Source organism: Flagellimonas sp., assembly GCF_965222555.1.
In the GTDB taxonomy this organism is placed as follows: Bacteria; Bacteroidota; Bacteroidia; order Flavobacteriales; family Flavobacteriaceae; genus Flagellimonas.
On record NZ_CBDCUG010000002.1, the window covers coordinates 79,337 to 100,056 of the forward strand.

The window sequence follows — 20,720 nt, forward strand, 5'->3', positions numbered from 1 at the left end:
GCAAATTTTAACATATGACCACTATCAAGAACGTAGATCCCAAGCAAAATATTATCATTAAGGGTGCTAAGCTTCACAATCTGAAGAACATAGATGTTGTAATCCCAAGGAATAAGTTGGTGGTCATTACCGGACTTTCCGGTTCTGGGAAGTCAAGTCTTGCTTTTGACACCCTGTATGCAGAAGGTCAAAGGCGATATGTAGAGAGTCTTTCATCTTACGCAAGGCAGTTTTTGGGGAAATTGGACAAACCAAAGGTTGATTATATAAAAGGTATAGCTCCGGCCATTGCCATAGAACAAAAAGTAAATTCAACCAACCCAAGATCAACTGTGGGTACAACAACAGAAATTTATGACTATTTAAAGTTGCTCTACGCGCGCATCGGTAAAACTCTATCCCCTATTTCTGGGAACGAGGTCAAAAAAAATACGGTCACCGATGTCATTAATTATATAAAACCGCTGCAAGAGGGAACCAAGCTTCTGTTATTGGCCCCCATAACCATAAAGGAAGATAGGGATTCCTTAAAATCTTTGGAGCTTTTTTCCAAGCAGGGCTATGCACGAATCAAATATAAAGGAGAAGTCCTCAGAATTGACAAAGCACCTAAAGATATAGGTAAGGAGTTTGATTTGGTCGTGGATAGAATTGTGATAAAAGATGATGAGGATTTTTACAACCGCTTGGCCAATGCGGTGGACAATGCCTTTTTTGAAGGGAAAGGACAGTGCGCCCTTGAGAATTTGGAAAATGAGGAAATCAAGACTTTCAGCAACCAATTTGAGTTGGATGGGCTGAAGTTTTTAGAACCCAATGTACACTTGTTCAGTTTTAATAACCCTTATGGAGCGTGTCCCAAATGTGAGGGCTACGGAGATGTTATAGGTATAGACGAAGATTTGGTGGTTCCAAATACAGCCTTGTCAGTTTTTGAGAATGCTGTTTTTCCTTGGCGGGGAGAAAGTATGGGTTGGTACCGAGATCAACTGGTCAACTCCGCTTACAAATTTGGTTTTCCCATCCACAAACCTTGGTTTGAGCTGACCGATGAGCAAAAGCAATTGGTCTGGGATGGCAATGAACACTTTACTGGTATCCATGCTTTTTTTCAACAGCTGGAAGAAAAGAGCTATAAAATCCAAAATAGGGTCATGCTATCGCGCTACCGCGGAAAAACCAAGTGTACGGTATGTAAAGGAAAACGATTACGAAAAGAAGCCAATTATGTAAAAGTGGGCGGTCATTCCATTTCTGATTTGATTGAACTACCCATCAAAAAACTGATTCCCTTTTTTGAAGAATTGCAATTATCAGAACACGATAACACCATTGCAAAGCGATTGCTAAAAGAAATAACCACACGACTGGATTTTTTGAGCAAGGTTGGGTTGAGCTACCTTACCTTAAATCGAAAATCCAATACCCTTTCTGGTGGGGAAAGTCAGCGCATTAATCTCGCCACTTCTCTGGGGAGTAGTCTCGTGGGCTCCATGTATATTTTGGACGAGCCAAGTATTGGTCTTCACCCCAAGGATACCGAAAACTTGATTGAAGTACTGTTATCCCTTCGGGATTTGGGCAATACCGTGATTGTTGTGGAACATGATGAGGATATTATGAAAGCCGCTGATGAAGTCATCGATATTGGCCCGGAGGCCGGAACCTTGGGCGGGGAAGTGGTCGCAACCGGAAGTTTGGACCAAATATTAAAGGCCAATTCCCTAACAGCCGATTATTTAAATGGAAACAAAGAAATAGCAGTTCCCTCTGAAAGGCGTATTTCCAAAAACCATATTCAGATTATTGGGGCAAGGGAAAATAATCTCAAAAACATCAATGCTACCTTTCCATTGAACATGCTAACCGTGGTAACGGGGGTATCTGGGAGCGGAAAAAGTACCTTGGTCAAAAAAATATTGTATCCTTCCATATTAAAAGAAGTGGGTGGTTATGGTGAAAAAGCCGGACAATTCACTAAAGTAGAGGGCAAATATGCACATATAAAACATGTTGAATTTGTAGACCAGAACCCCATTGGGCGTTCCTCTCGCTCTAACCCCGTTACTTACATTAAGGCTTACGATGACATACGGGCACTTTTTGCCTCACAAAAGTTGAGCAAGCTGCGTGGCTATCAAGCCAAGCACTTTTCCTTTAATGTTGATGGAGGCCGTTGTGAAAAATGCAAAGGAGAAGGTGAGATTACCGTAGAAATGCAGTTTATGGCCGATGTGCATCTGGAATGTGATGTCTGCAATGGTAAACGCTTTAAAAAAGAAATCCTGGAAGTGCAGTTTGAAGGCAAAAGCATTGACGACATCCTCAATTTAACCATTGATGAGGCCATAGATCATTTCAAAAACTTTGATCAAACCAAGGTTGTAAACAAATTACAGCCCCTACAGGATGTGGGTTTGGGCTATGTTACTTTGGGGCAGTCCTCCTCCACCCTTTCCGGCGGAGAGGCACAACGAATAAAGTTAGCTTCATTTCTTGTTAAGGGAAATACCAAGGAAAAAGCATTGTTCATCTTTGATGAACCCACAACCGGACTGCACTTCCATGACATTAAAAAACTATTGAAATCTTTTGATGAACTCATAGCCAAGGGCCACTCTGTAATTGTTATTGAGCACAATATTGAATTGATTAAATGTGCAGACTACATCATAGACCTTGGTCCGGAAGGTGGCGAAAATGGAGGTTATCTGGTTGCTGAGGGTACCCCAGAAGAGTTGGTTCAAAATAAGAAATCATATACAGCTACTTATTTGGCATCAAAATTATAAGTGGGTTCTCTACCATTTCCTTTTTACCTAACACAGCCAAAATTCGTATCTCTTTTGATATCCGTCAACTCAAAGTAGCCATTCATCAATTGACAATCAATCAAATAGGTCCTGACATTTATCTTTAGAGTATTATTATGGAAACGTAGTTATTTCTACTTGACCTGTTTTATAAACGCTCCAAAAAAAATGTCCCATGAAAAAAATTACACTTATTTTACTTGTGCTCTTCTGCAATCTAGCAATTGGTAAATCATGTCCCCTTTCGGAAATTGAGAATGTTCCTGATGAATTAATAATCCCAGATGTAACCATTGATGATCCAGCCTTTTATTTAGACGCAAATTACCTCGTACCAACAAAACTGATATTTCCCAATTTAGTTTCAGTCAGAGCCTCCTTGGATATTCGCAGAAATACAAATCTGATTGTGATAGAGGCTCCATTATTGGAAGATGTAGGTGGCACATTATATATTGATGAAAATCCAGACCTGTTGGAAGTCACATTCCCCAAGTTACGGCACGTTAGCGCAAATGCGGTAATTGTGGAAAATCCACAATTGGAACATATACTTGTACCAGAGTTACAACGCACAGGTGGTGATCTTCATATTTATGCGAATCCTAATTTGATCACTTTGGATACTTCCCAGTTACAAAAAATTTGTGGGGGTTTTGGGTTTCACCTTAATCACTCCATGTTGTCCCTTAACTTGCCCAACTTGATTAGTATTGGTCATTTTTGCAACGAACATGCTGGGGCCTTCCTTCATATTTTCAACAATGATAATTTAGAGATTGTTGATGCTCCAAATCTAGGGAAGGTTGATTTTGTAACTATCACTAATAATCCACAGCTTAAAAAACTAAACTTGTGCAGCCTAGTGGTGGATGAAGATTTAACAGTGAACAATAACAATCCTGGCCTGAACGCAGGGCCACCTTACTGCCTAGAAGAAGATCAATTGAACATTATTGAAATTACCGACCAGTCGCTCGAAAACATCTTCTACCATCAAGAAGATTTCCAAGAGCCTACCAAGTTGGTGTTTACAAACCTAACCTCGGTGGAGGGTTATATTTACTTCCATCAAAACGATAATCTGGTAGAGGTCGATTTTCCACTGCTGGAAACCACCGGAGGTTATGTGTACTTCCACCAGAATCTAGACCTTAAGGCCATAAATGCCCCAAACCTGACAACAGCAGTCGATTATCTATATGTATATGGCCACAGCCTTTTGGAGCAACTTAATGTTTGTAACCTCGAGGAAATATTACCTAGCGAAGACGCCCCACCTCCATATCATTATATAGCCAACAATACTATCCTTATTGATGAAAACCTGTGTTTTGAATTAACAGAAGAGGAAGAGGAGGCTGAAAATTTTATGTCGGAGGAAGGTCCATCCAATAAGATAACCATCTATCCCAACCCTAGTGATACACATTTTCACGTGGTTCAGTCCAAAACGGAGTTAATGGGTATCCATTTATTTGATTTTTCTGGAAATGTTATAAAGGCTTTTCTTCCTGATCAAAATAGATACGATGTCAGTGATGTTCCCACAGGGACTTATCTAATGATGATCTATAATAAAAATGGCACATCGCAGTCCAAAAAAATAATCATACGTTGATGCATTTAAGCTAGAACATACACTCTATCACCTTTATTCCTTAATTGTTCATAGCTCATCAAATATGCAGACTATATTATTAGTCCCGATTCTGCAGGAGGTAAACGGCCATCCAATTGCTGAAGACACCCTAAGGGAGTTGACCCAAAGCAAGAAATCGCATACAGCTTGGTATTTGATGGAAAAAATGCACTTTTTTGGAAAGTACATTACCCCAATTTTTGTTGACGAGTGATTTTCACCAATGGGTAACTTTCTTTTTCCTATTGATCAATTTGTAGGAAATTACCTTGATATTTCCAAGCAATCACCGCTATCTCTGTATTTGAGTTACAATGAACTCATCAATCAGCAAAAAACGTGTGTCAATTCATATCCTACATTCATCAAACCTCTCCCTGTATCTATCAATCACTAACGCATAAATACGCTAAAAGCGCATATTCTTGTGAGAAATTACCAAAACGTAAACCACTCGCAAACTTTAAACCATGTCTTCCTACCCTACTGTCAAAAAAACAAAACAAAAAAGGAATCTCGCTTTACTTTTTCTATGTCTACTGGCGCTTTTTTCATTATGTCATGTATTACTCACCGACACTTCTCAGCAACAAGAGCTTGTTGAAAATTATACCATACCATCTACCATTGCTGAAAATGAAAGAGGTAAAAGTTCCACCAGTAAAATGGGTCTCTACGTTCCCAGTATTGAAATTACAAAGGTCGGAAACCCTAATGGAGAAGAACCTTGTACAAAATTCGATTATGTCTATACCGTATCCAACACGAGTACGGCTGCAGAAGTTTTGTTAAATGTAGTGCTTACCGATCCACAGTTAGGAGGAGTTATTAATGGCCCTGACTCTGGCGACGCGGGAAATGACAACATAATGGGGCCTGGAGAAGTTTGGGAATATTATGAAACATACAATATAACGACTCAGGATAGGATTAATGGTCAAATTCTTAATGAGCAAGTCTTGGTAGAAGCCGATGTTCAAGGACAGGGAATAAGCGTAAACGACTCATCCACAGAAACCACAACTGATTTAATGGATTGCCAACCTCGCATTGGAATGATAAAAACTTCCATGATGTTGGACAATTGTTTGGGCATTGTTTACACTTTTGATGTCCAAAACCGAAGTCCCGGTGGTGATGAACTTGAAAATATTGAGATTATTGATCCTCTTTTGGGGCCAAACCCTATTGCTGTACTACCCGTTGGTGATAATGGTGATGGTCTTATGCAACCATTTATTGAAACATGGACTTATACCGTAGTGTATGATGTAGACGAAACCGAAATATTATCAGGACAGATAATAAACCAAGCTACAGTCACCACCAACGTAGTAGGTTTCCCTAATGAAGAATTCAGTGACCTTTCCGATGATGATAATTATCTGCAGGATGATCCTACGTTGACCGACCTTACTTCTTGCCAACCTTTTATTGCACTGGTGAAAGAAGGGAATTTGATTGATAACTGCGAGGATATTGTTTACAGATTTTATGTTTCCAACCATAATATTTCAGGCTTACCGCTGGAAAACGTGGAGATAGTTGACCCCCTTTTCGGTCCTAATCCAATTATGTTCCCTGCAGTAATAGTGGGTGATGATGGTGATGAACTATTGGAAATTGGGGAAACATGGGAATATGAAATAGTCTATAAAATCACACAATCAGACAGAAATGCCGGAGAAGTCAAAAATCAGGCCACTGTTACCGCCAATCTCCCGGGCTTACCCAATTTAGTGGGCACAGACCTCTCAGATGACAATAGCATCTTAGAGAATGATCCTACCATAACTGATCTTAGTATTTGCCAACCAAGGATTGCCTTAAGGAAAACAGCAATGATAAATGACTTCTGCGATGAGATTACCTATACTTTTGAAGTTCGCAATCAAGGACCACAAGTCTTGACCAATTTGGTGTTGACCGATCCTTTGTTCAACGCCCCAATAGCTGGCCCCGATTCAGGTGATGACAACAACGATGGAAATCTGGATTTAGCCGAGGTCTGGTTCTATGAAGCGGTGTACAACGTCACCCATAATGATTTGAACCAAGGGTTTGTTGAGAACCAAGCCACTATAACCTCAAACGTAGAAGGATTTCCAAACAGTCCGGTTAGTGATCTTTCCGATCATACGGACTTTGTAGAAGATCGTCCAACCGTAACCGATATCAGTTCCTGTCAAAATATTGACATTGGGCTCATTAAAACCGCTGCATTATTCGACCTTGATGGAAACAACTGTGATGATCACATTGAATACACCTTTGTCGTTAAAAATATCGGTAATGTAGATTTGGAAGAAGTAACCCTTGAAGATACCCTTTTGGGTGGTGAGGTGTCCGGGCCATTTTCAGGGGACATTGGGAACGATGGCATTCTGTCTCCAAATGAAGAATGGACCTATATTGCTTTCTATGACATTACCCAACAGGATATTGACAATGGTAATGTCGACAATCAAGCCGAAGTAAAAGCAATCCTAATCAACGATCCCAATACCCAAATAGATGACGAATCGGACGACGATAGTTATTTTGAAGACAATGGCACCACAATTGATTTGGAGGAAGATGTCTGTGATGATTATGAATTACCTTTGGGGCTAGTTAAAACAGCTCAGCTTTTGGACATTGACAACAATGGCTGTGATGATCACATTCACTATACTTTCACCATTAAAAACTTGAGTGATGTAAATCTAACGCAGGTGACCTTTGAAGATAACCTTTTGGGTGGAGCGGTGCCTGGGCCAGATTCCGGTGATTTGGGTAACGATGATGTCCTATCCCCAGATGAGGAATGGATTTACAATGCGCTTTACGATATCACTCAAAATGATATAGATCAGGGGCAAGTACAGAACCAAGCAATTGTAAAAGCTTTCCGACCGAACAACAATCAAATACAAGACTTGTCCGATGATGATAGTTTTTCTGAAAACCAGCCAACCATTACTCCTGTGGATGGAAGCTGTGACAATCATGGTTCACCTATTGGAATCATAAAACAGGGGCAGCTTCTAGATCAAGGAGGAGATGGATGCGATGATACCATACAATACACCTTTACCGTAACAAACGTAGGGCCTATTGACTTGGCTTCTTTAGTATTGACCGATGACCTTTTAGAAAATGATTTGTCCAATCCAACATCTGGGGATACCAATGAAGATGGGATTTTGTCCACGGACGAAGTATGGACATTTGTTGCTTTCTATGGAATTACCCAAAATGATGTTGATGCAGAAGAAGTAGTTAATCAAGCTATGGTAACTGCCAACCTTACAGGGTTCAATATTGAAGTCTCTGACATTTCTGATGATGATAGTTATCTTGAAGATGACCCTACCACAACCATCATTGATTCAGAAACATGTAAGAATGCCTCAAGTGGTTTGGGTCTCATTAAAGAAGGAGAATTGATAGATCAAAATAACGATGGGTGCAATGAGACCATTTCGTATACATTTACCGTAAGGAACACTGGAACATCAAACTTGGATGCCGTTGTACTGAGCGATGAGCTTTTAGACAACATCTCAGGCCCTGGAGATAGTGATGTGGGCAATGACGGTGTGCTTTCCATAGATGAGGAATGGACCTACACTGGTTTTTATACCATAGTTCAAGCTGATTTACAAATTGGTACAGTAGAAAATCAAGCTACGGTAACGGCCGAACCTGTCAATACAGACAATCAGGTTCTTGATTTGTCAGATAATAACAGTTTTAGTGAAGGTCAACCTACCATCACTTCCGTCGTTGGTGCATGTGTAGATGGTTCCAATTTTGAGATTTTTAATGGTATTACTCCCAACGGAGATGGCGTAAATGACTATTTCCATATTGAGGGAATAGAAAACTACCCAAACAACACTGTAAAAATATTCAACAGATGGGGCGTGGAAGTATATAAAGTGGATGGTTACGGACAAGGCACCAATCTTTTCTATGGCATTTCCCAGGCCAGGGCCACCATATCTGAAGAAAGGGAATTACCTAGTGGAACCTACTTCTACATTTTGGAATTCCAAGAAGACAATCCTGGTCAAGCCAATTATTCAGGATACATATATATAAATCGAGATTAGCCAACCTTCAGAAAAACCATTCCAAAACATTCGAATAAACCAATTATGCAAAAAAATAATTTTTTGGCCTTGGCATTCTTTGCCCTCTTTAGCTATGCCTGCTTTGGTCAGCAAGATGCCCAGTACACCCAATACATGTACAATACACAAGTGGTAAACCCTGCTTATGCAGGTTCAAGGGAAACATTGAGTTTTGGAGTGCTAGGGAGAACACAATGGGTAAACTTGGATGGCTCTCCACAAACCGGCACTTTCACCATAAACTCCCCCATAGGATTGTACAACAATATGGGATTGGGCTTGTCCATATTATATGATCAGATTGGGCCGGCAACAGAATCGAATATAGTAGTGGACTACTCCTACTCCATCAATACTGGACTTACAGGAAAGCTATCTTTTGGATTAAAAGCAGGACTTGACATTCTAGATGTGGATTTTGCCCAGTTGAACATATTCGAGCCCAGTGACCCTTTTTTCCAGAACAATGTTGATTCTAAGCTACAACCTCAAGTAGGTACCGGAGTTTATTACAATACAGATAAATTTTATGTAGGACTTTCTGTCCCCAATTTTTTGAATTCCAAACATTTTGATGAAAGTGATGTTCAGAACGTAACTAGTGAAAGTATAGCTGTAGAACGGCTCCATTACTTTCTTATAACCGGGTATGTTTTTGATTTGAATGAAAACCTGAAGTTTAAGCCGGCAACTTTATTGAAAATGGTCAGTGGATCACCATTACAATGGGATTTTTCCACAAACTTCCTTATCAATGAAAAATTTACCGTTGGAGCCTCATACCGTTGGAGTGCCTCATTGAGTGCACTGGCAGGATTCCAAATCACGGATTCTTTTTTTGCAGGAGTGGCCTATGACTATCAATCTACCAATATTGAAAACTATAGCGATGGATCCTATGAAGTGTTTTTACGGTTCGATATTTTCAAAAAATCTGATAAAGTGGTAACTCCAAGATTCTTCTAAACAATGACCAGTCTTATGAAAACAAATCAAATGGCAAAAGTGATATTGGTTCTTTTCACAATTTTAATCGGCGGTAATTGTTTCGCCCAAAAGAACATCATAAAAAAAGCGGATGAAGAATTTGACAGCTATGCCTATATCGATGCAAGAAAAATTTATCTGAAAGTTGTTGCCGACGGTTATGAATCTGCACAAGTATTCAAAAAGTTAGGGGACACCTATTATTTTAACAGTGAGTATAAAGAGGCCGCAAAATGGTATCAAAAGCTAATTACAAACTACCCACAAGAATCAGAACCAGATTATTATTATAGAGCTGCACAATCATTAAAAAGTATTGGGAGCTATAAAGATTCAGATAGGCTTATGAGTTTATACAAACAGGCAAAAGCGAACAGTTCCATTACCAAAAACAATGGAAACAGCTCAATTGTCATGGATAGTCTGTTAAACTTCAATTCCGAAAAACATGTGGTTCATAAAGTTTCCAATAATATGACGGGGTCAGATTTTGGGCCTTCCTTTTTCGGGAACAAATTGGTCTTTGCTTCGTCTTCCATGGTTACAAATGGAGATAAAATCCATAATTGGACAGGCCAACCCTATTTGGACCTATACGAAGCTGAGATAGATGAGCAAGGGCAATTGTCCAATCCTATGCCGCTTAAAGGAGAAATAAACACACCTTACCATGAATCATCTGCGGCATTTACAAAAGATGGTAACACCATTTACTTTACCAGAAACAACTACATCAACGGAAAAAAGAAAAGAGGTAAGGATAAATTGGTTAGCCTAAAAATCTATAAGGCAACAAAAGACACCTATGGAGCTTGGAATAACGTAGTGGAACTTCCCTTTAACAGCGATACTTATTCCACTGCCCACCCTGCATTGAGCAAAGATGAAAACCGCCTGTACTTTTCTTCTAATATGCCAGGTACCATTGGTATGTCGGATATCTGGTACGTAGATATTCTTGAAAATGGGTATGGAAAGCCCATTAACCTAGGAACCAAGGTTAACACTGAGGCACGGGAAACCTTTCCATACATAAGTAAAAGCAACAATCTCTACTTTTCAAGTGATGGGCATCTTGGACTCGGAGGGTTGGATATTTTTATGACTTCTTTGGATAAAAACGGTGGGATTGGCATGATAATTAATTTAAAACAACCTATAAATACAAATCAAGATGATTTTGGTTTCATTATTCATGAGAGTAAAAAAATGGGGTATTTATCTTCGAACCGAGATGGAACTGAAGGAAGTTTATCAGACGACATTTATCTGGTAAGAGAAAGTTGCAATATTGTAATCAATGGTCTTATTACCGATAGAGAAACAGGAGATGTATTATCCGGTGCACAGGTTTTATTGTTGGATGAAGAAAACAAAATTGTATCACAGGCCACAATTGATTCGGACGGCACCTATAGCTTTGAAGGTATTGCAACTTGCGATAATAGCTACACTATTAGAGGGACTTACGATCAAAAAGAATATCAGCCAAACGAAAAAATCACTACTACACCATACGGAAATGTGTCTCTTACTGTTGATCTATCCCTGGTTCCACCAGATTGCCCGGTTGACGACCTTGGTTGCAGAGTAGGTCTTGAACCTATTTATTTTGATTTTGACAAATCTAATATCAGACCTGATGCGGCATTGGAATTGGCAAAAATTGAAATGGCCATGAAAGAGTACCCACAGATGAAAATCCACATTGAAACACATACCGATTCAAGAGGTAATGATGCCTACAATGAAGCTTTGTCCGATAGACGAGCAAAATCTACCATGGAATGGCTTGTGAACCAAGGAATCGATCGTGGTAGACTTTCTGCTAAAGGATACGGAGAAACACAACTGTTGAACAAGTGTTCAAATGGTGAAGAGTGTTCTGAAGACGAGCACCAACTTAACCGAAGGTCAATGTTCATAATCAAAGATTAATATTTTAATTCATTGATAAACAGACATCTATACTGATTTAGCTTTTTTTGGCACGCTGTTTGGTATTTAGTTTTCGGAATGTAAATAGTTGCATTCAGAATTTAAATCGAATAGTATGAAAAAGTTAGTACTCATTATAGCAGCAGTTCTGTTGGGTGTTCCAAGCATCCATGCAGCCAAAATAGAGGATAAGTCATTTGTTACTAATGCTTATCGATATGGGAACTCATTCATTTTTGTAGAAAATGGGGTAACTTTTTCGGTATACCCAGATGGAGAGTTCGATTTTTACATTGACAATCAAGTAAATGTTGGTATCGGAGCCCGAATTGGTAACGTTGGAATTACTTTCAACTCAGGATACAACTATAACCCTTATGTACAGTATGATGATTACGGGGCCATAATCCAAGTGGAAAATATTCCCGTATACTACGACTATTATGGACGTGTTTCTCAAATAGGGGGTGTTGACGTTTGGTACAGAAATGGTCGTGTGCGTAGAGTTGGTGGACTAAATGTCTATTATAACGGTGGGATTTTTAGTCACTGTACGGGATATATCAATATTTATAACAGACACTATGTATACAGACCTTTCCACAGGTATTTTGTAAGACCTGCAATATCATATTGTAATGTATATACGAGACCATACAGGAGGTATTACAGACCTATTAGATATACCTACTATAGACCTTACAGAAACAATTATAGAAGAAGTTATGCTTCTGTTGGCAAAACATATAGAAACGACAGACACTATAGAAGGGACAATATTTATAGAAATGACAAAAGAGTAACCAGACGTAACCATAGTGTTAGAAGAGATGGTAGCGATTATGGAAGAAGTAACAGAAGTGTTGGACATAACGATTATAGAAAAGGAAATGCAGTAAGTCGTTCCAACAACAAAGTGAGGAGAAATAATGGAACGAGTAGAACTGTAAAACAAAGTGATTACAGAAGAGGAAGTACAGCTTCCCGAAGTAATAACAGTGGTAGAGCGGTTACGCGTAAACCAAACAGTAGAACAGTTAAACAAAGTGATTATAGAAGGGGAAGTACAGCTTCGCGAAGTAACAATAAAGGTAGGACCGTTACCCAAAGACAGGTGACCAAAAGACCAAATAGTCGTACGGTTACTAAACGAGAGGTAACTTCTACTCCAAGAAGTAGAACGGTTACCAGAAGTACCACCAGTACCTACAGAAAGCCACAGGCTAGAAAAAGTACAGGTAGGTCGGTAGCAAGCAGAAGCAGTGCCCCAAAAAGAACAGTTTCCAGAAGCTCAAAAACAACGGTTAAGAGAAGCTCAGGAAACACGAATTATAGAAGAAGTAGCAACTCGGGTACTAGATCAAGAAGCTCTAGACGAGTGCAATAAAGATAGTTTTTAGGTTGGTTAGTTGTTTACCCCGTAGTTGGATTTATCCGCTACGGGGTTTCTTTTTTAATTCAATTTTGTCGTGCTGAGTTCGCCATGCGCCGTTGATGAACTACTCTTCCCTCCTTTTCAACCATTTTGACAATACCCCGGAAACATCTTCTGAAATTTCAAAACGAAACAATATGCCCAAATACATGGCTCCTATTAAAATCGATTTTAGAACGATGTTAATAATGGGATGAAATGGAAATTGCAACATATAAAACAATGCCCCTATCAATAGCAAAGTTGCAAAAACCTTAAAGGTAGCTCCGGAAAAAGGCAAAAATCCAAATTTGAGCTTCACAAAAATTAATTTGGAAAGATTGAACAGAAAAATAGCCATAAAACTGGCCAGTGCAGCACCTTCTATACCGTAAAGTGGAATCAACCAAAGGTTGAGGACAATGGTCACAACAGCAAAACAAATACCCATTACCAATACCCATCTGTAATATTCAGAATAATACAAAATGGCGTTGATGTTGCCCAAGAGTGAATCAAATACCTTAGCCAGACCAATTAAAGCTATAATGCTAAAACCTCCTCGATATTCCTCTGGAAGCATCAGAAACAAATCATCGATGTTCATAATAATCAACACAAACAAAATACCCGATGCTATAAAAGAAGTAAGGGAAGTTTTTTTATACAGACTTTCCAATTCAAAAAAATTACCCTCATTCAAATAGTTGGCCGTCATGGGGTAGGTAATTTGGTGCATGGCCCGTGCAGGAACAATGATACTGGTGGCTATATAAATTGCAACGCCATAAAAAGCCACATTATCCAATGCCATAAACTGATTGATCATGAATTTATCGATCTCCAAAAGGATAAGGGCAACAGAACCACCAAGGACCATTAGCATCCCATAACCCACAATAGGTTTTGTGTTTTTTGGAAACTTAAAACTCAAAACAGGTCTATGAAGACTGTACGCATATAACGTCATCAATAGGGTTCGAAGCACGTATACCCCAACAATTGCCTTCAAAAAGAAATCCAAGTCAAGCACTTCAAAGTACAATAGCGCCAATAATACAGAGGCGCAGATTCTGGCAAAAACCTCTTTTAAAAAATTACCAAAAACCGATTTAAGGTGGACCTTGCTCCAAGCATAAAACACTTCAAAATAGGCCATAGCAATACCAACCAAAAACAAATACCATAAATAATTTTTGACCAATACATTTTTTATGGATAGAAATTCTCCAATAGCATCATATCCCAACCAAACAAGTAATGTTAAAGGCAAAATGATCAAAAGTGGAGAAATCATCATCAAGGTTAAAAAACCATTCTTTGAATCTTCTTTTTGTGCACTATAATATTTTACCAAGCTATTATGTGCTCCTGCAGACATTACCGGCATTAAAATAGCTCCGGTTGCCAATATAAAAGTGACCAACCCATAGTAGGTTGGTTCCATGATATTGGTATAAAGAAAGAGGGTGTTTAGGGCGCCAAATCCAAACCCAATAAAAGTGACAATAGTGTTTTTAAAGGATTGCTTTAAGATGATTCCCATGAGATAAAATTAGCCAATTGTTGGGTCAGTTCCCTTCTATGATATTGTTCAATGCCTTTAGAGTGGCATGTAAGGCTACCATTTTGATAAGCCCCAAACCAATCTAAAAGTACATTTTTAAGTTCCGATTTGGTTTTCTTAGCACAAAATACACCCGCCTTACTGGCTTCTACAATTTGTCCAGCCTCCCATCCTTCTGGGCCTACTGCCAAAATTGGTCTTCTGGCATTGAGGTATTCAAACAATTTTCCTGGGATTATCCCCTTGGTTTCTTCCGAATCAATCTCCAACAACAAAAGAACTTGTGATTTCTGCTGCACTTCCAACACTTGATCATGCGAAAGGTAGCCCAAGCTTGACACATAAGGCTCCAATTGATTCTCACGAATAGATTCCAACACTTCTTCCCCCACTACTCCAGCCAACTGGATTTGCAAACTCTTTCTGAACGATTCGTTTTCATTCACCAATTCTTTTAAAGCTTCCCACAAAACTCTTGGATTTCTGCCAGTTAACAACGATCCAATATGTGAAATGGTAAACTCAGAATCCGATTCCTTGGCGACATAGGCATCGTCAAACCCATTCGTAATGGTTTTGATGGGTTTGTTGGTGAGCTGGCCGAATTCTTCTTTTGTGGTATTACTGGTAACCACAATCTTATCGGCATTGTTCAGTACTTCCAATTCCATCCGCTCGTGCTTTTTTTGTGAAGCACTGGTCAAACGTAATTTTTTATGGTAACCAATGGAGGTCCATGGGTCACGGAAATCGGTGATCCACTGAAGGGAAAATTTCTTTTTAAGCCCAAGCCCTATCAAATGCACACTGTGTGGCGGTCCCGTAGTGATGATAGTATCTATATTTTCCTCTTCAATAATTTTAGAAAGAAATTTCAAAGAAGGTTTTACCCAGAGCTTGCGGGCATCAGGTATAAAAAAGTTACCGCGAACCCACAACAATAACTTCTCCAAAACCGAAGGGTCCTTTTCCTGAATAATTCCCGAACTGATGGTCTTGGTTTTCTTTTTGGAAAGCAATCCTGCCCAGGCATACGGTTCTTTAATGGGCTGTTTCAAGATTTTGATTTCCTCGTAAACCTCTTTGCCCAGGTTTTCATCAATAATGGGATAGGTCGGATTTTCAGGGATGTATACCCACGGTTCAATATCAAAGTCTGGAAGGTATTTTACAAATTTTAGCCAACGCTGTACACCCGGCCCTCCAGCAGGAGGCCAATAGTATGTTATGACCAAAACCTTGCGCATTATTCCTCTTTGGATTTTTTGGGTCGGGCGGCATAGGCAATTCCCCCAAGAATAATAAGGCCAAGCAAAATGTTGCTGCCCAAAGCTATTTGACTTCCGGTTTTTACCACTTCAGGCTCAAACTTAAACTCAATTTCGTGGTCTCCAGCCGGAACCTTCATCCCCCGGAGTGCATAATTTACTTTGTATTGTTGCTCAGGCTTCCCATCAATATAAGCTTGCCAACCAAAGGGATAGTGCATTTCTGAGAATACGGCAAAACCTGCATTCGCATTGCTGGATTGATATTTCAAGTAATTGGGTCTATAATCGACCAAATTAATGGAAGCCAAAGAATCTACTTCATAACCTAATTTGGTGACTGTTGGATATGCCTTGGTATTAACCACTGCTCCAAACTTCGAATCAAATTCCTTAAGTGCTTGAATCTCTTCATTTGCGGATGTAACTGGTACAATCTCTTTTACAAACCATGCATTTCCATTGGCATCGTCGTTTACCGCCGGAAAACTGTTGCCCTCATCATCTTGTTGAATAATATACTTTACATTCAACATGTTGAGGACCTCCAAATTATTTTGATACAGATGATGTTCAACCAAATCTTGTAATTGTCTAGGTTTAGCGGCGTGATAGCCCCCTATTGACTTATGAAAATAAGATGTCCTGGCTCCATTCAAGCCCTCTTGCGGATCAAAAACCCTAAAAATGGAATCGTCTTGTTGAATTAACTGATCTATTTGACTTGCCTGAAACGGGGTGTTTACATTTCGTTGACGAACAAAATCATCTTTATTCACATATCGAAGGGCCACTCCCACCAAATCAAACAAAATCAATATGCCCAGTGCAATGGCAACAAGATTTTTTCCAATCTTATCTTTAATAAAAAACCAAAGTGCAACAGCTGCCAAAGTAACATAAATCAACGAACGAATGGTATCATTAATGTAAACCGCCTCACGGTCGCGTCTAAGAATATCCAAAACCGCGTCTCCAAAATATTGGCGGTAGGTATCATCATTTGCACCCTCAAAATCAAAAAAGCCTTTGATTAAAAAGATAAAAATCCCTAGTCCAAGGGTTACAAAAAAACTTAGCTTTAATGCCTTAAGTTTTTTAGACTTTTTCAAGTTGGACTTAAAAAGCTCTCGAACACCTAAAATTCCCAAAACTGGTATACACAGTTCCAACACTACTTGAATGGAGGAAACGGCACGGAATTTATTATAAAGTGGAAAATAATCAATCATAAAATTGGTCAGCGCCGGAAAGTTTTTCCCCCATGATAGCAGCAATGCCAATAAAGCTCCTCCCAACAGCCACCATTTTCTTCTTCCATCCACCAAAAACAACCCAATCACAAACAGAAAAATAACTATTGCCCCAATGTACGCAGGACCAGCAGGTCCAGACATTGGATGCGGTCCCCAATACAAATAGAGTCCTGAGACTTCTTTAGCTCTGGTGGGAGATAATCCCTGCCCTGTCAAATATTCATAAACTTTAGAGCTTTTTCCCAAATCTTCCTTGCCAGAACCGCCAAACATCCTTGGAACAAACAAATCCAAGGATTCTGCTATACCATAACTATAATATGTGATATAATCCCTATCCAGTCCTGTTTGAACAGCTTTGGGCGTTCCATCCGGGTTGATTGTCAATTCCGATTTACCACGTGTACTCCAATCAGCATATTGCTTGGTTGCCAAAAGTCCAGTGGCATTGGTTGCAATGGAAAGCGCCACGGCCAAGACCAAGATACCAACAGAGGCAAAAAAATGTTTCAGTTCTTTCTCCTTTATCGCATAAACAAGGCGTACCAGACCCAAAATCAACACCAAAAGCATAAAGTAATAGGTCATTTGATAATGGTTGGCACTGATTTCCAATGCCATCGCCAGAGCGGTCAATACAAATCCCAGCAAATACTTTTTTCGGAATACCAGGACAATTCCACCTAAAACCATAGGGATATAGCCCAAAGCATGTGCTTTTGCATTATGTCCTACCCCCAGAATGATGATAAGATAGGTTGAAAATCCAAACGCCAATGCTCCCAAAATACCCAAACGATAATCGACCCTCAAGCAGAGCATCAAAATGTAGAACCCAATAAAATAAAGAAAAAGATAATCCGCTGGTCTTGGTAAAAAACGAATCAACCTATCCAGTTTTTTTATATAATCGTGCGGATAATTAGCGCCCAATTGATAAGTGGGCATTCCCCCAAAGGCACTATTGGTCCAGTATGATTCCTCCCCAGTTAATTCCTTGTAATCATTACGCTCCTTGGCCATTCCCTTATACTGGGCAATATCCGATTGATAAATAGCCTTACCCTGAAGGACAGGATAAAAGTATAATAGTGAGGCAACAATGAAGAAAGCAATTACACAAACACTGGTGATAACGGCTTTTAGGGAAAGTTTCATGGATTGATTTTGAAAAGACAAATATTAGTCAATTTCTTCAAAATCTATATATTCTCCAACTTTTTTTGATGGATTGGATTTTCTAAAAGGTTTTTTGGAAACTGTAGTTTCTCCTTCATTAGGTGTATTGCTCCTAAAATCCTGATAATTGCCAAATTGCTGTCCAAACCGTTCTTGGGTTTTCTTGACGGCATAGTTCATTAGCTTGGGCGCCAACCATTTTAGTAGCAATTTAAGCCCATAGTATACTAATATGACTATTAAAATCGTTTGTAATAAAACCATATAACAGAGTTATTGAGTCAAAATTACATTGTAAGTCTCTTATTAGACCCTAAAGTATCATAAAATAGTATTAAAATAAGTTATATGGATCTCCGCTTTTTTAAAAAGACGCTTTTTTCACTCTGTTTAGTTCCTTTTTTATCCAATGCACAATATACCGATGTCATTAATTCTAATAGACCAGGTAGAGCAGTAAGTGCCTACGCTGTGGGTAAGAATGTAGCACAGATGGAAATGGGTTTGCTTTATGAGCAACAAGACAATGCTACATTGAATACCGATTCCAATATTTTTGGGGTCGATTTTGCTTTTAGATACGGATTACTTTTTGAATCTCTGGAAGTTAACGTGGAGGGATCCTATATAAGTCAGGGCATAACATATACCCAGACAGGAACGGATGATAGACTAACCGATTTTTCAAGAAGCAGGGCCGGTCTTAAATACTTGGTTTTTGATCCCTTTAAAAATCCTGAAAACAATAAGCCAAATCTGTATAGTTGGAGGGCCAACAATGTTTTTCAATGGAAAAACCTGATTCCGGCGGTATCGCTTTATGCGGGAGCCACTTTTAATTTGGGGGAGAATCCATTTTACGTGGGCGACCCCACCATTTCGTATCGCGGAGCTGTTGCCACCCAGAGCAGGCTTTCCCCAAGGTTTGTCCTAATTTCCAATATTGCCTATGACCGTATTGGCACCGATTTTCCCGAATGGAGCTACGCTGTTTCTGTCACCCATGCGTTTAGAGACCCTAAATGGAGTGTTTTTATAGAGAATCAGGGCATAAAGAGTGATCGATATTCCGATATTTTGCTTCGCACAGGTGTTGCTTACCTAATCAGTCCGGATTTCCAGGCCGATTTTCATTTAGGCTCAGGGTTTAAAAACTCGCCATCACGTATTTTTGCCGTTCTCGGTTTTTCGTACCGTTTGGATTTTCATAAAGATACACTTGTACCCATCGATAGTCAGAAATCTGGTCAAAACGGAAAAATCAAGAAAAACGCAGCAAAGAAAAAGCGAAAGAAAAAAGGCAAAAAGAAAAAGGATAAACTAGATTTCTAAGTTTCACAAATAACATTTTTCTGCTGTAGAGAATATTGCTAATATTGACCTTGCAAAAAATCATGTATGGTCACTATAAAGCAGGTTCAATCCAAGACCGATTTAAAAAAATTCGTAAAATTCCCTTTCAGCCTATATAAAGATTCCCCGTATTGGGTTCCTCCCATTATCAAAGACGAACTGGAATCCTTTAATCCTGAGAAGAATCCGGTATTTAAAAGTGCGGAGGCCACTTTCTTTTTGGCATATAAAGAAGGGCAAATAGTTGGGCGCATTGCCGCTATTATAAATTGGATTGAAGTTAACGAACAGCAGTTGCAAAAAATGAGGTTTGGCTGGTTCGATTTTATTGATGATCTCGAAGTTTCCAAAGCTTTATTGGATAAAGTTTCTGAAATTGGCCAACAACATCAGTTGCAATATATGGAAGGTCCTGTAGGTTTTTCCAATTTGGATAAAGTTGGGGTTCTTACCGAAGGTTTTGACCATACCGGCAATATGATTACCTGGTACAATCATCCGTATTACCAGTCGCATTATGAGCAACACGGTTTTAAAAAGGAAAAAGAGTACTTGGAGAACAAATTTTTGTTTGCCAATGCTGATCCTAAGATATTTTATAAGGCCAATCTTCTTATAAAAAAGAGATATGGTTTAAAAGCGCTTAATTTCACCAGTAGTAAGGACATAATGCCATGGGTTGATAAAATGTTTGATTTGTTCAACGAAACCTACTCTGCACTTTCCTCTTTTGTAAAGATCACCGACATACAAAAGGAATATTTTAAAAAGAAGTATATCAGCTTCATAAATCCGGAGTATATCAAGTTTGTTGTTGACTCCAAAGATGAATTGGTGGCCTTTGCCATTGTGATGCCCTCTTTTTCAAAGGCGCTACAAAAGGCAAAAGGAAAATTGTTTCCAACCGGTGTATTTCATCTTCTAAAAGCCAAAAAGAGCAGTAAAGACGTTATTTTTTATTTGATAGGTATTCATCCCGAGTATCAAAACAAAGGAGTCACCGCAATCATATTTAACGAATATTACAAGACTTTTCAAGAGAAGGAAATTGTAAACTGTATTCGCACCCCTGAATTGGAGGAAAATGTGGCCATTAGACAACTATGGAAACATTTTGACCCCGTTATCTACAAAAGACGTAGAACCTACCGGAAAAATCTAGAATCTTAAGGTCGGAAATTTATA

Annotated in this window: 13 protein-coding genes; 9 read left to right on the forward strand and 4 right to left on the reverse strand. The window is 39.1% G+C overall.

Translation table 11 applies throughout. The annotated features are described in order from the left end of the window. Positions 1 to 14: 14 nt before the first annotated feature. From uvrA to ACOQO1_RS02920, 7 genes are all read left to right on the forward strand, one after another. Complete coding sequence (gene uvrA / locus ACOQO1_RS02890) at positions 15 to 2,792, forward strand: excinuclease ABC subunit UvrA (RefSeq protein WP_420601358.1); 2,778 nt, start codon at positions 15 to 17, stop codon at positions 2,790 to 2,792. Positions 2,793 to 2,988: 196 nt separating this feature from the next. Next, positions 2,989 to 4,434, forward strand: a complete 1,446-nt coding sequence (locus tag ACOQO1_RS02895) for a T9SS type A sorting domain-containing protein (RefSeq protein WP_420601359.1) — start codon at positions 2,989 to 2,991, stop codon at positions 4,432 to 4,434. A gap of 64 nt (positions 4,435 to 4,498) precedes the next feature. After that, positions 4,499 to 4,669: a hypothetical protein gene (locus ACOQO1_RS02900; RefSeq protein WP_420601360.1), complete on the forward strand. Its 171-nt coding sequence runs from the start codon at positions 4,499 to 4,501 to the stop codon at positions 4,667 to 4,669. Between the two features lie 256 nt (positions 4,670 to 4,925). Next, positions 4,926 to 8,552 (forward strand): gliding motility-associated C-terminal domain-containing protein, encoded by a 3,627-nt coding sequence (locus tag ACOQO1_RS02905; protein WP_420601361.1) that lies wholly within the window; start codon positions 4,926 to 4,928, stop codon positions 8,550 to 8,552. A 45-nt stretch (positions 8,553 to 8,597) separates the two neighbouring features. Further along, entirely contained in the window at positions 8,598 to 9,539 is a 942-nt protein-coding gene (locus tag ACOQO1_RS02910) for a type IX secretion system membrane protein PorP/SprF (RefSeq protein WP_420601362.1), read from the forward strand. A 30-nt stretch (positions 9,540 to 9,569) separates the two neighbouring features. Next, entirely contained in the window at positions 9,570 to 11,498 is a 1,929-nt protein-coding gene (locus tag ACOQO1_RS02915; RefSeq protein ID WP_420601363.1) for an OmpA family protein, read from the forward strand. Between the two features lie 115 nt (positions 11,499 to 11,613). Beyond that, positions 11,614 to 12,885, forward strand: coding sequence for a hypothetical protein (locus ACOQO1_RS02920; RefSeq protein WP_420601364.1), 1,272 nt, complete (start codon positions 11,614 to 11,616; stop codon positions 12,883 to 12,885). A gap of 112 nt (positions 12,886 to 12,997) precedes the next feature. Here ACOQO1_RS02920 and ACOQO1_RS02925 read toward each other — a convergent pair whose 3' ends face one another. Genes ACOQO1_RS02925 through ACOQO1_RS02940 form a run of 4 tightly spaced genes read right to left on the reverse strand, consistent with a single transcriptional unit; the run spans position 12,998 to position 18,446 of the window. Next, complete coding sequence (locus tag ACOQO1_RS02925) at positions 12,998 to 14,458, reverse strand: lipopolysaccharide biosynthesis protein (protein WP_420601365.1); 1,461 nt, start codon at positions 14,456 to 14,458, stop codon at positions 12,998 to 13,000. Beyond that, positions 14,443 to 15,726, reverse strand: coding sequence for a glycosyltransferase family 4 protein (locus ACOQO1_RS02930; protein WP_420601366.1), 1,284 nt, complete (start codon positions 15,724 to 15,726; stop codon positions 14,443 to 14,445). The genes ACOQO1_RS02925 and ACOQO1_RS02930 overlap by 16 nt, the downstream gene beginning before the upstream one ends. After that, positions 15,726 to 18,161 carry a YfhO family protein gene (locus ACOQO1_RS02935; protein WP_420601367.1) on the reverse strand — a complete coding sequence of 812 codons (2,436 nt, stop codon included), beginning with the start codon at positions 18,159 to 18,161 and terminating at the stop codon, positions 15,726 to 15,728. The genes ACOQO1_RS02930 and ACOQO1_RS02935 overlap by 1 nt, the downstream gene beginning before the upstream one ends. A 24-nt stretch (positions 18,162 to 18,185) precedes the next feature. Further along, positions 18,186 to 18,446: a DUF4834 family protein gene (locus tag ACOQO1_RS02940; protein ID WP_420601368.1), complete on the reverse strand. Its 261-nt coding sequence runs from the start codon at positions 18,444 to 18,446 to the stop codon at positions 18,186 to 18,188. Between the two features lie 84 nt (positions 18,447 to 18,530). Here ACOQO1_RS02940 and ACOQO1_RS02945 point away from each other — a divergent pair, with 84 nt between their 5' ends. Together ACOQO1_RS02945 and ACOQO1_RS02950 are read left to right on the forward strand one after the other, a co-directional pair. Further along, positions 18,531 to 19,514, forward strand: coding sequence for a transporter (locus ACOQO1_RS02945; RefSeq protein ID WP_420601369.1), 984 nt, complete (start codon positions 18,531 to 18,533; stop codon positions 19,512 to 19,514). Positions 19,515 to 19,580: 66 nt separating this feature from the next. After that, positions 19,581 to 20,705, forward strand: a complete 1,125-nt coding sequence (locus ACOQO1_RS02950) for a GTP cyclohydrolase (protein WP_420601370.1) — start codon at positions 19,581 to 19,583, stop codon at positions 20,703 to 20,705. Positions 20,706 to 20,720 lie beyond the last annotated feature (15 nt).